This window comes from Streptomyces sp. 135 (genome assembly GCF_020026305.1).
In the GTDB taxonomy this organism is placed as follows: Bacteria; Actinomycetota; Actinomycetes; order Streptomycetales; family Streptomycetaceae; genus Streptomyces.
On record NZ_CP075691.1, the window covers coordinates 2,789,196 to 2,803,162 of the forward strand.

Below are 13,967 nucleotides of genomic sequence, written 5' to 3' on the forward strand. Positions count from 1 at the left end.
CGGCACCCTCGAAAAGGCCCATGGACGACGCCCTGGTCCGGGCGGGCCGCGCGCTGCGGGTCGTCCTGCTGTTCGCGCTCGCCCTGCTGTTCCTGATCCCCTTCTACCTCCTCGTCCGCAACGGCCTCGCGTCCGAGGAGGACATCACCTCCCCCGACTGGACGTTCTTCCCCACCACGCTGCGCTGGTCGAACCTCTCGGAGCTCTTCGACGACCCGACGGTGCCGATGGCGCGCGCCCTGCTCAACTCGTCGCTGATCGCCGTCGCCACGACCCTCGGCACGGTCGTCCTCGCCTCACTCGCCGGGTACGGCCTGGCGCGCGTCCCCTACCGCCACGCCGACCGCGTCTTCTACGCGATCCTCGGCACGATGATGGTCCCGGCGGCCGTCACCTTCGTACCGAGCTTCGTGCTGGTCTCGTCCCTCGGCTGGGTGTCGACCCTGCGCGGCCTGATCATCCCGACGCTCTTCTCGGCCTTCGCGTGCTTCGTCTTCCGGCAGTACTTCCTCGGCTTCCCGAGGGAGCTGGAGGACGCGGCCCGGGTGGACGGCCTCGGCTACTGGCGTACGTACTGGCGCGTGGTCGTCCCGAACTCCCGTCCCGTCTTCGCGGCCGTCGGCACGATCGTGTTCATCGGCGCGTGGAACTCCTTCCTGTGGCCACTGGTGATCGGCCAGGACCGGGAGGCGTGGACGGTCCAGGTGGCGCTGGCCACGTTCACGACTTCCCAGGTCATCCGGCTGCACCAGCTGTTCGTCGCGGCGGCGGTGTCGATCGTGCCGATCCTCGTGGTCTTCCTGTTCTTCCAGCGGTGGATCGTGGCGGGGGTGGAGAGATCGGGCATCGACGACTGAACCTCCCCCCTGCCGTGGCCGCCCCGCCTCACTCCGGTTCGGTCAGGTCCTCCATGAGCTCCGGCAGCTTGCGCAGTCTGGCCAGTGTCTGGTTCAGCAGGCGTACGGCCAGGTCCGCCCGCTGCCGGGTGAGGGGATGGGCGCCGGACGCCGCCCCGGCCTGGTCGGTGAGCTCGCCGACGAGATCACCCAGCTCGCCGGAGGCCGCGTGCAGTGCCTGGATGTGCGCCTCCATGAGGTCCACCAGTGCCTCGGGGGTGAGCGGTTTCCCGGCGGCGCCGGGGGGCGGAGGGACGGACGGGGCCGGGAACGGCACGGTGAGCGGGGGCGCCACGGCGGCGGGCGCGGCCGGGGCCGGGGCCGGGGTGAGTGCGGGCACGGGCGGGCCGACGGGGGCGTGGGAGCGGGCGCGGGGACGGGCACAGGGGCGGGCGCGGGCAGGGGGGTGGTCACGGCCGCCGCCTTGCGTGGCCTCGTCCCGGTGTCCTTGGGGAACTCGGAGTCGAACCAGAGCGGCGTCATCTCGCGGCCCACCATCTCCTTCCCCGAGCTGCTGACCCGCCAGGGCCGCCGGTCGCTGTCGTCCATGGCAGCGGCCAGTGACCTCAGGAGTGCCACCGCCGCCGGCCTACTCTTCTCGTGGCGGAGGGCCTGGAGGCAGTTCATGACGGTGCGGCGGGAGCGGCGCACCCGCTCCCCGGTGTCGGCGATCGCCTCCTGCCCGTCGAGCGAGCCCCGGTCCGCTTCGATGATGCCGAAGGACGCCAGCCAGTGGGCCGCGCGGTAGGACACCAGTTCGTCGAAGGCCGTGTCATCGGTGCCGGCGGCGGCCAACAGCTCCGGCAGCCTGCGTCCGGACAGGACGATGCCCTCGCGGACCTTGGTGGGAAAGACCTGCCCCACACGGGGGTTCCAGGGCATGGGGTAGCTCTCGGACGTGAGCGCGGACCAGGTACGGGCCCGCTGGTTGATCTCGGAGGCCTTGAGCTGTGACGGCGGGTTCTCGCTGAGTGCACGCCGCAGCAGGAGCCGCTTGCGCGGATCGACCGGGAACAGTTCCTGGAGCAGCCGCATCGAGCGCAAGTCCCGCAGTTCCGAGACCGTCATGTCCGGTGAAGCGTCGGGCAGTTCACGGATGGGCGCCAGCCCGGCGAGGACCTCCGCCGTCTTCTCGTCCATGACCCGCTGGGCCACGTACATCCCGAGCACGCTCCGCCCCAGCGCACGCGAGCGGTCGAGGGCGTCGAACTCCAGCGGGGGGTGGACGTGATCGCGCCGGTTGTTCATCTGGACGATGCGGTAGAGGCGCTGCGGGGTCGGGGTGCCGATCACCAGGTGCGCGTCCACCACCGCGATGGCGGCGGCCCTGCGCGCCCGTGAACCCCCCGTGGGGTCTAGTTCGTCGTCGGCCGTCTCCGCGTACTCCCGGTTGAGCACGGCGGAGAATTCAGGGAGCCAGACACGCGGGTCGCAGATGACCTCGTCTCCGTCCCGCTCCAGCTTCTCGACCGGAACTCCGGCCAGCACCTCGCCGGACGTCAGCTGGAAAATCGACTGCCTTTTCTGTGTTCGATTATTTCCTCGAACAGCCATCCACCCCCAATAGGACTCCGGGTAAAGTGGATTACCGTCCGCATCTTTTTCCGGATTCTGTTCGAGACGCACCTGCTGGGGAACGTACATTCCGGGGTCTTGTTGCCCGTTGAGTACGAGATCCTCCTCAAGATCGTACGGGCGTACCCTGTCCCGCCGCTTCAGCGCGTCCGCCGCGTCCTCGGCGTTCATCATCAGTGCCCGCCGGTCCGCCACCGTGCTCTCCAGCGCGGCGAGGCACGTCTCGCGACCCTCGTCATCGACGCCCATCCATGGCCGGACCGAGGCCAGCGTCCGCTCGGTCCCCCGGCCGACCGTCGGATCCGCGACGGATCGCCAGATGGAGCTGATCCGTTCGTTGTGGCCCCACTGGACGCCGCCGACGCCGTGCATCCGGACGACGGCGACGACCATGTCACCGGCATCCGTCCGGACACGGCGGACGGTGCCGCTCTTGAGCGTGCGTCGGCCCCGGTCGCCGGGCTCGCTGAGCGTGTCCTCGGGGTCGACGATGAAGGGGGCGATGTTCTCCAGGGCACCCCGGGGAACGTTCACGCCCTCGGTGGCCAACACTGCCTCGATCCAGGCCTCCTGCCGCCCCAGGGACACCGGAATCGGGAACGGCTTGTCGCTTGCGGCCTTGCTCATGCCTTGCCTCGCATCATTCGGAGTCCTCAATTCGGTCGATGACCCACTGAACGACCATTCCCGCCGACCGGTAAGCAGGGTTGCCCGTCTCCGCCCCTGCTACGGCGATGCCGACTTGCATCGCACGCAGCACGTTCCTCACCCGTAGGCAGCGTGCCTCTTTGGCCTCCGATTCGGCCAACTCCCGCTGCTTTCGCCGAGTCTCCTCGTCGAATTCGTCGGAAGGACGGTCGGATTCGGAGAATGAAGGCATGGCTGAGACCCTTCGGAAAGGCGCGGCCGTACGTCGACCCATGGGCCAACACCCGTTCCGCAGAGGGGCGTTAGAGACAGGAGTGATTGTGGCATCTCCGCAGGTCCGATTACCCCCTCGTAAGAAGATTCACCACAATGAGGGAAGTCGAACACACACCCCATTAAGGTGCGGTTAGGAAAATCAACCGGTGACGACCTCGAACCGGCACCTACTCAAACACCCGCCCGCTCATCCATTCGCTCGCTCGAACTTATTTGCCCTATTGACTATTTGACGCCTCCCGAATAGGAGACGCGTCACGCCCCGCCCACCGCCGTCAGCAACGCCAGCGGTGCCGCCGCCGACTTCGATTCCAGGGCGCACGCGTGGGGGTACGGGACCGGCACCGGGTACGCCGCCTTGTCGTAGCCCGCGAGGACCTCCGGCAGGCGGCCGTCCGCCGTGGCGGCGGCGGAGACCAGGCCGCGCGCCACCGTGCGGGCCTCGTCGTGCAGGCCGTAGCGCGCGAGGCCCAGCGCGATCAGGGCGTTGTCGTGCGGCCACACCGAACCCCGGTGGTAGGAGAGCGGATGGAACGCGGGCTGCCCGGCCGCCACCGTCCGCACGCCCCAGCCCGAGAAGAAGTCCGGCTCCAGGAGCCGCCGGCCCACCGCCTCGCCGTACTCCTTGTCGAGCAGGCCCGACCACAGCAGGTGCCCGGCGTCCGAGGCGAGCGCGTCGGCCTGCCGGCCCTCGCCGTCCAGCGCGAGGGCCGGGAAGTTCTGCCCCGGCATCCAGAAGTCCCGCTGGAAGCGGTCGCGCAGATCGGCCGCCGCCTGCGCGAGCAGATCCGCGTACACCGGGTCGCCCCAGACCGTCCGCGCCAGCCAGGCGGTGCGGCACAGGGCGTCGTACGCGTACCCCTGCGCGCCCGCGGCCATGACCGGCCCGCTCGCCCCGCTGCCGTCGGCGGAGCAGATCGCGCCGGGCGAGTCCTTCCAGTTCTGGTTGGCGAGGCCGCCCTGGTCCGCGCGGTAGACGAGGTAGCCGCGCGAGGTGAGCCCGCCGTGGTCCAGCATCCAGCCGACGGCGGCGCGCGCGGCCGGTTCGAGGCGGCGGGCGAGCGCGGTGTCCCCCGCCTGCTCGGTGTACGCGCCGAGCAGCACCAGGAACAGCGGCGTCGCGTCGACCGAGCCGTAGTAGCGGCCGAACGGCACCTGACCGAAGTGGGCGAGTTCGCCGTGCCGCACCTCGTGGACGATCTTGCCGGGCTGGGCGACCGCGCCCGGGACGGTCTCCGTGGCCTGCGTCGCGGCGAGCGCGGGCAGCGTCGCCGCGGCCAGGTCCGGCACATAGGGCAGGGCGAAGAGCGAGGTCAGCAGGGCATCGCGGCCCAGCAGGGTCAGGAACCAGGGCACGCCCGCGCCCGGCACGCTCAGCGCCTCGCCGTCCGGGCCCGTCGCCGGGACCCTGAGCACCGCGAGGTCGGCGAGGCCGCGCGCGCAGGCGTCGGCGAGGGCGGGCCATCCGCTGATCAGCGTGAAACCGGACCACAAGTCTTCGCGCATCGCGTCCAGTTGACGTACGGCCTCGGCGGGCGAGTCGGGCGGCCGGGGCGCTGCCTCCCCATGCGAACACGCGACGGCACGCAGTGCCACCTCGACCGTGTCGTGTGCGTCGACCTCCAGCGTCCATACGAGGCGACGCGCGCCGGCGCCGGTCTCCTCGACGCCGTCCGGCGCGGGGTCGGCGGTCACCGTGGTGCGGGCCCGCCATTCGCCGCGCCGGTAACCGAACTCGACCCCCCGCACGGCGTCGTCGCCGTCGAGCGCCCGCCGGGTCCTGACGGCGCCCGGCTTGGCGTACGTACGGTGATCGGCGCGCAGCTCGAACTGGTCGGTGAAGTCGGCGTCCACGGTCAGCGCGATCCGCACCCGGGTCACCACCGGGCGGTTGCTCACGATCCGCAGGGAATCCACGAACGCGCCGTCGGCGACGGCCTGTTCGCGCAGGATCGTGTACGCAGGCGGCTCCTGGCGGCCGCCGCGCGGCACGAGCACGCAGCGCGCCGCGTCGGTGGCGGCCGCGGACATCTCGACCGGCGCGAGGATCTCGGGCACGGCTCCGTCGGCGGTCAGCTGCCAGCGGCTCACATGCCGCGCGTCCCGTACGAACAGGCCGTCCGGCCCCGCGCCACCGCCCCGCGCACCGCCGACCCCGCTGATGTCGCCGCCCGCGCCGACGGCCACGAACGTCCGCCCCCGCACCAGCAGCCGATGCCGGTCACTCATGCCCCCCACCCCTCTCCTTCGGCCCCTTCGAAGAGCCCGTCCCGTCCCTCGCGCAGCAGGTCCAGCGTGAGCGCCGCCGTCCAGCCGAAGCCGCGCGCGCCGCATCCCTCGCCCGTGTACGGATCCACGTACTCGGCGAAGCCGGACGCACCCGCCACGTCGAGCATGTCCGCGCGCAGCCCGTCCGCCAGGGCCTGCTCGCCGTGCAGCCGGAGGCCCTTCTCCAGCAGCCAGTTGGTGTTGAACCACGCCGGTCCGCGCCAGTAGCGGCGCGGGTCGAAGGCGGCCCCGGTCAGGTCGTGGCTCGGCACGAGCCGCGCCGGGCCGCCGAGCCCGAAGTGCGGCCCGCGGGCGGTGCGCACCAGGGCGGCGGCGACGCCGGGCGGCAGCGCGGGCAGCACCAGCGGGATCAGTCCGGTGACGCCCCGCTCGCCGATGAGTTCCCCGGAGCACAGGTCGCGGCAGAGGAACAGCTCCCGCTCCGGGTCCCACAGGCGTGCCACGAGGGCCTCCGTCAGGGTCCGGGCGCGGGCGCGGTGCGCGGAGGACCGCCCCGCCGGGCCGTCCAGCTCCGCGTCGATCAGCGCGAGTGCGTACTCCGAGGCGATCAGCAGGGCGTTGAACGCGGGGTCCTCGACGCGGAACGCGCCCTGGGAGGCACCGGGGCCGGCCGCGTCGGGCGGTCCCGGCACGTCGGGTCCCGTCACGTCGGCGTACCCCCGGTCGCGGTAGTCCGCCGCGAGCCGCACATAGCGCCCGTAGTCCGCGTCGGTCGGCCGGTCCTCGGGCGCCCCGTGGTCCAGGTCCGCGCGACGGAAGGCGCCCGGATCCGCCGGCTCCACGCGGCTCAACGGGCCGTCCCAGCAAGGGCTGTTGTCCATGCCCTGCTCCCACGGGTGCAGCACGGCGGCGAGCCCCGCGCCACCCGCGTCCCTGTCGTCCAGGAGATAGCGGTGCCAGGCGGTGAGGCGGGGGCGGAGGCGGGCGAGGAAGGAGCGGGCCCGGGAGAGGCCGGGGTCGGCGCGGTGCACGAGCCAGGCGGCGAGCGCGTGCACCGGGGGCTGCACGATGCCGGAGGTCTGCACGTCGGCGGGGGCTCCGGCCGCCCGGCCCGCCGTGGCCGACCGCCAGAAGTCGGGGCTCGGGAAGTAGGCGTCGAGGGGCACGGCGTCGTTGAAGACGATGTGCGGGATGCGGCCGTCGCCCCACTGGGCGGACAGCAGCGTCTCCAGCTCCAACTGGGCGCGCAACGGCGAGAGATGGCGCAGGCCGATCGCGATGAACGCGGAGTCCCAGGACCACTGGTGCGGATAGAGCGCCCGGGACGGCACCGTCGAGGTCCCCGTCCAGTTCGCCCACAGCACCTCGGCGGCGCGCTCCCGCAGCGGGCCCCGCGACGGGGCGGCGCGCCGGGCGGGGCGGTGCGCCGCGAGGGGATGGGTGGTCGTGCTGCGGTCCACGTGGATCTCCCGGAGGCTTTCGACGTCCCGTCAGTTCGGTGTCGGGCACTCTAGAGTTACGTCTACTTCACGCGCAAAACCCAATATGTAACGCTGAGTTGACGGGCACAAGGGGTACGCGGCGGGTTGCGCCGGGGCCAGCCGGAATACGCCGTGGGCCGTGTCGGCCGTACGGTGAGCGCCGACGAAGACACCTTTCGATCGGGAGGGACTCATGGGCTCGGCACGCCGCGGCACCACCACGGAGGGCTCCGCGCCCCGGTGAGCGAGCCCACCGGCACGGGCGACGGCACCGCGCCCGCCGCGCGCCCTCCCGCGCGCCCGCGCCGCCGCGGGTCAGCCCGGCGCCGAACTGCTGCACCTCGTACGCAGCGGCCGGGCCACCACCCGCGGCGCCCTTCAGGAGGTCACCGGCCTGTCGCGGGCCACGGTGGGGCAGCGGCTCGGGCGGCTCTTCCGGGCCGGGTGGGTGCGGGAGGGGGCCGGGGGCCCGGTGGACTCGCCGCTCGGCGGGCGGCCCGCGCTGCGCCTGGAGTTCGACGAGACGCACGCCGTGGTGCTCGCCGCCGCCCTGGAGACCCGGCACGCCCGCACCGCCCTGCTCACCCTCGGCGGCGAGATCATCGCCGAGCGGTCGGGACCCGTCGCCGTGGAGGACGGCCCCGACGCGGTCCTCGGCGGACTGGGCGCCCGCTTCGGTGAGCTGCTGCGCGAGAGCGGGCGGTCCGCCGCGTCGGTCTGCGGCATCGGGCTGGCCGTGCCGGGCCCCGTGGACACCGGGACGGGCCGCGTCGTCCAGCCGCCGATCATGCCGGGCTGGGACGGCTACGACATAAGGACCCGCCTGCGCCGGGCGTTCACCGAGGCCCTGCCCGCCACCTCCGCCACCCTCATCCACCCCGCCCTCCCAGATCTCCCCGGCTTCCCCGACCTCTCCCACCTCCCCGTCCTCGTCGACAACGACGCCAACCTCATGGCGTACGGCGAACAGCACACCCACTACCCGGACTGCGCGGCCTTCGCCCTGGTCAAGGTCTCCACGGGGATCGGCGCGGGCGTCGTGGTGGACGGCGCGGTCTACCGGGGCATCGACGGCGGCGCGGGCGACATCGGCCACATCCGGGTGCCCGAGGGAGCGGACGCCCTGTGCCGGTGCGGCTCGCACGGCTGCCTCGCCGCCGTGGCCAGCGGCGGGGCGGTGGCCCGCAGGCTGACGGAGGCGGGCGTCGCGGCGGCCTCCGGCTCAGATGTGCGGGCGCTCCTGGAGGCGGGCCACCCCGAGGCCGTACGGTTCGCGCGCGAGGCGGGGCGGCACGTCGGCGAGGTCCTGGCGACCGTCGTGACCCTCCTGAACCCGGGCGTTCTCATGATCGCCGGAGATCTGGCCGGAACCCCCTTCCTCACGGGCGTACGTGAGCTGCTGTACCAGCGGGCCCTGCCCCGCTCCACCGCCCACCTGGACGTCGTCACCTCCCGCCTGGGCGAGCGCGCGGCCCTGATCGGCGCGGCAACGCTCGTGGTGGAGCACTTGTACGCGCCGGACCGGGCGGAGGAGCGGCTCGCCGCCCTGGGGGTGTAGCTGCCGTGGGCGACGTCCCCCGTGGCGGGCGCGGAGCGTCCGGATGGTGACATCGCATCGCTTCAAACGGCGTGATTCTCGCCACCCCTGATAGGCCTTGCGCTCAGATGAGCGTTTCATGGGCGGCTGCACTTCTCCAAGGGGTGGCACTCAGTGCCAATGCTCGATCATTCATGAAGTGAACTCACATCTGAGAATATCTCGCTCGTTTGAGCGTTTCCCAGGATCTACGGGGGTTGCGACTTCAAGGCTTGAATACAACGGTCGGCCTCTCCCTACCGCAGAGTCACTTTCGATCTAGCGGCGGACGGGTGGTTACGGCCGCATGACGCGCAAGTGGACGTACCCAGGCGCCTTCGATCTGGGTATGTTCCTCGCCGTCAGGGCAGCCACCGAGTCCTCGAGGAGTCGAGACCCGTGTCGGAAAACAAAGATCCCCACGTAGCTCACACGAGTGAGACGACCGCGGCGACCGAGGGGGTGAAGTTCGTTTACGACTTCACCGAGGGCAACAAGGACCTCAAGGACCTTCTCGGCGGCAAGGGCGCGAACCTCGCCGAGATGACCAATCTCGGGCTGCCCGTCCCTCCGGGCTTCACCATCACCACCGAGGCGTGCAAGACGTACCTCGGCAGCGGTGCGGAGCCGGCCGAGCTGCGCGACGAGGTCAGCGCGCACCTCGACGCCCTGGAGAAGAAGATGGGCAAGAAGCTGGGTCAGGCCGACGACCCGCTGCTCGTCTCGGTCCGCTCGGGCGCCAAGTTCTCCATGCCCGGCATGATGGACACCGTCCTGAACATCGGGCTCTCCGACAAGTCCGTGACCGGCCTCGCCAAGCAGTCCGGCGACGACCGCTTCGCGTGGGACTCCTACCGCCGGCTCATCCAGATGTTCGGCAAGACCGTCCTCGGCGTCGACGGGGACCTCTTCGAGGACGCCCTTGAGGCCGCCAAGAAGGCGAAGAAGGTCGCGGTCGACACCGACCTCGAAGCGGCCGACCTGAAGAAGCTCGTCACCAAGTTCAAGAAGATCGTCAAGACGGAGGCCGGGCGGGACTTCCCGCAGGACCCGCGCGAGCAGATGGACCTCGCGATCCGTTCGGTCTTCGAGTCGTGGAACACCGACCGCGCCAAGCTCTACCGCCGCCAGGAGCGCATCCCGCACGACCTCGGCACGGCCGTCAACGTCTGCTCGATGGTCTTCGGCAACCTCGGCCCGGACTCCGGCACGGGCGTCGCGTTCACCCGCGACCCGGCCAGCGGCCACCAGGGCGTCTACGGCGACTACCTCCAGAACGCGCAGGGCGAGGACGTCGTGGCGGGCATCCGCAACACCGTGCCGCTCGCCGATCTGGAGCAGCTGGACAAGAAGTCGTACGACCAGCTCATGCAGATCATGGAGACCCTCGAAACGCACTACAAGGACCTGTGCGACATCGAGTTCACCATCGAGCGCGGCCAGCTGTGGATGCTCCAGACCCGCGTCGGCAAGCGCACCGCCGGCGCCGCCTTCCGCATCGCGACGCAACTCGTCGACCAGGGCCTGATCGACGAGGCCGAGGCGCTCCAGCGCGTCAACGGCGCGCAGCTCGCGCAGCTGATGTTCCCGCGCTTCGACGCGGACTCCAAGGTGCAGCAGCTCGGCCGCGGCATCGCCGCGTCGCCGGGTGCGGCGGTCGGCAAGGCGGTCTTCGACTCGTACACCGCCATCAAGTGGTCGCGTTCGGGCGAGAAGGTCATCCTGATCCGCCGTGAGACCAACCCGGACGACCTGGACGGCATGATCGCCGCCGAGGGCATCCTGACCTCGCGCGGCGGCAAGACCTCCCACGCGGCGGTCGTGGCGCGCGGCATGGGCAAGACCTGTGTCTGCGGCGCCGAGGAACTGGAGGTCGACACCAAGCGGCGCTGCCTCACCGCGCCGGGCGGCATCGTCGTCGAGGAGGGCGACGTCGTCTCCATCGACGGCTCGACCGGCAAGGTCTACCTGGGCGAGGTGCCCGTCGTGCCCTCCCCCGTCGTCGAGTACTTCGAGGGCCGCATGCACGCGGGCGCCGAGGACGCCGACGAGCTGGTCGCCGCCGTGCACCGGATCATGGCGTACGCGGACCGCGTACGGCGGCTGCGGGTCCGCGCCAACGCGGACAACGCCGAGGACGCGCTGCGCGCCCGCCGCTTCGGCGCGCAGGGCATCGGCCTGTGCCGCACCGAGCACATGTTCCTCGGTGAGCGCCGCGAGATGGTCGAGCGCCTGATCCTCGCCGACGCGGACGGGGAGCGCGAGGACGCCCTCAAGGAGCTCCTGCCGCTGCAGAAGCGGGACTTCGTGGAGCTCTTCGAGGCGATGGACGGGCTGCCGGTCACCATCCGCCTGCTCGACCCGCCGCTGCACGAGTTCCTGCCCGACATCACGGAGCTCTCCGTCCGGGTGGCCCTCGCCGAGTCCCGCAAGGACGCCAACGAGAACGACCTGCGCCTGCTCCAGGCCGTGCACCGCCTGCACGAGCAGAACCCGATGCTGGGCCTGCGCGGCGTACGCCTCGGCCTGGTGATCCCCGGCCTGTTCACCATGCAGGTGCGGGCCATCGCGGAGGCGGCGGCCGAGCGGAAGAAGGCCAAGGGCGACCCGCGTGCGGAGATCATGATTCCGCTCGTCGGCACCGTCCAGGAGCTGGAGATCGTCCGCGAGGAGGCCGAGCAGGTCATCGCGGAGGTCATCGAGTCCACCGGCGTCGAGCTGAAGCTGGCGCTGGGCACGATGATCGAGCTGCCGCGCGCCGCGCTGACGGCCGACCAGATCGCGGAGGCCGCGGAGTTCTTCTCCTTCGGCACGAACGACCTGACGCAGACCGTCTGGGGCTTCTCGCGGGACGACGTGGAGGCTTCGTTCTTCACCGCCTACCTGGAGAAGGGCATCTTCGGGGTCTCGCCGTTCGAGACGATCGACAAGGACGGCGTCGGCAAGCTGGTCAAGGACGCGGTCAAGGCCGGCCGCGCCACGCGCCCCGACCTGAAGCTCGGCGTCTGCGGCGAGCACGGCGGCGACCCGGAGTCCGTGCACTTCTTCCACGAGGTGGGCCTGGACTACGTCTCCTGCTCACCGTTCCGCATCCCGGTCGCCCGCCTGGAGGCGGGCCGCGCGGCCTCGCACTCGGCGGGCAGCGACCACCGGTAGCCAGACCCCGGAGCCGTCGCCGCGTCCCCGACCCTCAACCGATGCGGCGACGGCTCCGGTCCCCGATGAAGGGGCGGCACCCTGTGCGGGGGTGCCGCCCCTTCGGGCATTCCCTGCGGTTGTTGTCGAGGCAAGCCTCTGAACAGGTTAAACGGCGTTTGCTGGCGTTGGTTGTCATTGAACCTGCGCGAAGTCGTTGTGCCCTCGTTGTGCCCTCCACCCGCGACCGTGGCCGGCAGGACACTGCTTTCCTGTCGGCCCTGACATGGCCTTCGGCTGAGCCACCTCGTAGGCCAAAAGCTTGGAAGGGTCGCTACCAGCGAAGCCGCATACGGTTCCGGAGGGCGGTTCACTTCCAGCAAATGTCGCTGGTCAGCGCCTCGTGTGCGAGCGACTGAGTGGTGCCGTCCACGGGTGGTCCACGATGTCCCAACGGGTCAATGGAGCCTCTCGGGGGTCCAGCTGACAGGACCACTTCGTCCCGAAGTTGCTTGAGTGGGTGTCTGGCCTGGGTCGGTGTGCCTGCCCGTCGGACGCTCCAGGGGCCTTTGCGCCGATGATTTAATCGGTCGCTATGGTTCAACTCGCAGCGGCTTGGTACGAATCCGAGGCTTTCTGGACGATCACAGTCGGCGGAGTCGTCGCCATGGCGGTAGGCACCTTGGGTGCCTGGGCGACGCTCCGATCCGCCAACCCCAAGCGTCGCATGACGTACTGCCAGCTCAGAGGCACATCACTATTGAGTGTGCTTCACTCTGACTCCGATATCGAGGTACGTCACAGCAATGTGCGCCTTGAGCATCCCCGAATAGTTGATGTGGAGATCGCCAACACGGGCAGGCGGGACATACCTGCCAGCATGTTTCATGCCGGCGAGCCGATCTCATTCGATCTGGGTGCACCGATCATCGCGGTGTTGTCCTCTGTATCTTTTCCCTTCGATAACCGAGTGCCCGCCGCCGAGATTGAGGGGCAGGAAATCAGGATTGGACCTGGGCTCCTTGCGAAGAGGCAGCGAGTGACCTTCTCCGTGCTCGTCGACGGTCGCGCCCACCCCATGACCTGTCAACACTCGCTAGTCGATGTAGATGTGCGGCGACGTTCACCCGAAGACGATTGGCTCGCTGACCGGGTAACCCAATGGCGGGTGATGGCGCTTTCCACGGTCGTCATTGCGGCGACTGCCATTTACACCGTAGTGAAGGCATTCACCGCCTCGTTCGGTGACTGATCCTGGTTTCGTCTTTTGGGACGCTCGCACCAATAGGGACCGCAGGAATTCGCGCGGTCGGCGGAGCGGCTATGGGCGGGAGCTGCTTTGGGGCGAGTGATCATGGCCCCCTAAGCTTCCGGCGCGTCGGGCAGTCTGTGGACCTGGCCGGTAGAGCACGACGTTGGGACCGTGATCTTTGAGGCTCGCCCCAAAGTGGATGCCTACGACCCCCCAGCCACAGAGGGGTTTTCTACCTCAGCCCGCATGCACGCAGCGTGCCGTCCCGTGCCGCGCGCTTCGCGAATTCGTAATGCCTCCACGCCCGTTCGACCGCATGTACACCCGCAAACTTGCGGTTGGCGCAGCGTCAGTGACGTGCCGTCGGGCGTACTGCTCGGTCTCGCGAACCAGTTCGCTCCTGAGACCAGCCGCGCGCCTTACGCACGTCCCGAAGTCCTGTGCTCACGGCCACCGCCTGGCGATGGCCCCACCCGCTGACTTCCCCAGCATGCCCCACACGCAAGGCGCGCGGCGCAGGCCGCGGAGACGATGCGGATCACGCGGCCACTGCCGCACGCTGCACAGCCGTACGCCGCGGCGTCGCCTTGCGCGCCAGCCGGGGCCGCGGCGCCCGCTTGGGCAGGTCGCTCGCCCTCAGCAGCGCACGGGCGTAGGCCGCCGCCACCGGGTCAACCTCCCGCAGCTCGGCGAGGGCGTCGCGGGCCACGGCCAGCCGCGCCGCCCGGTCCTCCTCGGACTCCGTCGCGGTGCCGGTGAACAGCTCCGTGTCGAACCCCGCCGCATGCTCGGCCAGGCCCAGCGCCAGTTCCGTGAACTCCTGCGCCATAACGGCGGCAACGCCCGCCGCCGACGGCTTCATCGGCGCCATGGGCGGCAGCTTCGTGCCGCCCATCAAC

Annotated in this window: 9 protein-coding genes; 4 read left to right on the top strand and 5 right to left on the bottom strand. The window is 70.6% G+C overall.

Annotation, left to right across the window (positions count from 1 at the left end; genetic code table 11):
* The first annotated feature begins 20 nt into the window (after positions 1–20).
* A complete protein-coding gene (locus tag KKZ08_RS12580; RefSeq protein ID WP_223779028.1) occupies positions 21–857 on the top strand; it encodes a carbohydrate ABC transporter permease in 837 nt (278 codons plus the stop codon).
* A gap of 93 nt (positions 858–950) precedes the next feature.
* Here the strand turns inward: KKZ08_RS12580 and KKZ08_RS12585 are convergent, their stop codons facing one another.
* The 4 genes from KKZ08_RS12585 to KKZ08_RS12600 form a co-directional block, all read right to left on the bottom strand.
* The gene (locus KKZ08_RS12585) at positions 951–3,098 is read right to left on the bottom strand and encodes a hypothetical protein (RefSeq protein WP_223774528.1); all 2,148 of its coding nucleotides are present in this window, start codon (positions 3,096–3,098) and stop codon (positions 951–953) included.
* 13 nt (positions 3,099–3,111) lie between these two features.
* Entirely contained in the window at positions 3,112–3,351 is a 240-nt protein-coding gene (locus tag KKZ08_RS12590; RefSeq protein ID WP_223774529.1) for a hypothetical protein, read from the bottom strand.
* A 299-nt stretch (positions 3,352–3,650) separates the two neighbouring features.
* Positions 3,651–5,624 carry a glycogen debranching N-terminal domain-containing protein gene (locus KKZ08_RS12595; protein ID WP_223774530.1) on the bottom strand — a complete coding sequence of 658 codons (1,974 nt, stop codon included), beginning with the start codon at positions 5,622–5,624 and terminating at the stop codon, positions 3,651–3,653.
* The gene (locus KKZ08_RS12600) at positions 5,621–7,084 is read right to left on the bottom strand and encodes a hypothetical protein (protein WP_223774531.1); all 1,464 of its coding nucleotides are present in this window, start codon (positions 7,082–7,084) and stop codon (positions 5,621–5,623) included. Before KKZ08_RS12600 ends, KKZ08_RS12595 begins: the two co-directional genes overlap by 4 nt.
* Before the next feature lie 352 nt (positions 7,085–7,436).
* Here KKZ08_RS12600 and KKZ08_RS12605 point away from each other — a divergent pair, with 352 nt between their 5' ends.
* From KKZ08_RS12605 to KKZ08_RS12615, 3 genes are all read left to right on the top strand, one after another.
* The gene (locus KKZ08_RS12605) at positions 7,437–8,663 is read left to right on the top strand and encodes an ROK family protein (RefSeq protein ID WP_223779029.1); all 1,227 of its coding nucleotides are present in this window, start codon (positions 7,437–7,439) and stop codon (positions 8,661–8,663) included.
* A gap of 480 nt (positions 8,664–9,143) precedes the next feature.
* Positions 9,144–11,837 carry a pyruvate, phosphate dikinase gene (ppdK, locus tag KKZ08_RS12610; protein WP_223779030.1) on the top strand — a complete coding sequence of 898 codons (2,694 nt, stop codon included), beginning with the start codon at positions 9,144–9,146 and terminating at the stop codon, positions 11,835–11,837.
* Between the two features lie 574 nt (positions 11,838–12,411).
* Positions 12,412–13,068: a hypothetical protein gene (locus KKZ08_RS12615; protein ID WP_223774532.1), complete on the top strand. Its 657-nt coding sequence runs from the start codon at positions 12,412–12,414 to the stop codon at positions 13,066–13,068.
* Positions 13,069–13,606: 538 nt separating this feature from the next.
* Here KKZ08_RS12615 and KKZ08_RS12620 read toward each other — a convergent pair.
* Positions 13,607–13,963 carry a hypothetical protein gene (locus KKZ08_RS12620; RefSeq protein ID WP_223774533.1) on the bottom strand — a complete coding sequence of 119 codons (357 nt, stop codon included), beginning with the start codon at positions 13,961–13,963 and terminating at the stop codon, positions 13,607–13,609.
* Between the last annotated feature and the right edge of the window lie 4 nt (positions 13,964–13,967).

Excerpts from the sequence above, each read along its gene's own strand:
- KKZ08_RS12580 (WP_223779028.1), top strand. The coding sequence starts at position 21 with ATGGACGACGCCCTGGTCCGGGCGGGCCGCGCGCTGCGGGTCGTCCTG.
- KKZ08_RS12585 (WP_223774528.1), bottom strand. The coding sequence starts at position 3,098 with ATGAGCAAGGCCGCAAGCGACAAGCCGTTCCCGATTCCGGTGTCCCTG.
- KKZ08_RS12590 (WP_223774529.1), bottom strand. The coding sequence starts at position 3,351 with ATGCCTTCATTCTCCGAATCCGACCGTCCTTCCGACGAATTCGACGAG.
- KKZ08_RS12595 (WP_223774530.1), bottom strand. The coding sequence starts at position 5,624 with ATGAGTGACCGGCATCGGCTGCTGGTGCGGGGGCGGACGTTCGTGGCC.
- KKZ08_RS12615 (WP_223774532.1), top strand. The coding sequence starts at position 12,412 with ATGGTTCAACTCGCAGCGGCTTGGTACGAATCCGAGGCTTTCTGGACG.
- KKZ08_RS12620 (WP_223774533.1), bottom strand. The coding sequence starts at position 13,963 with ATGGGCGGCACGAAGCTGCCGCCCATGGCGCCGATGAAGCCGTCGGCG.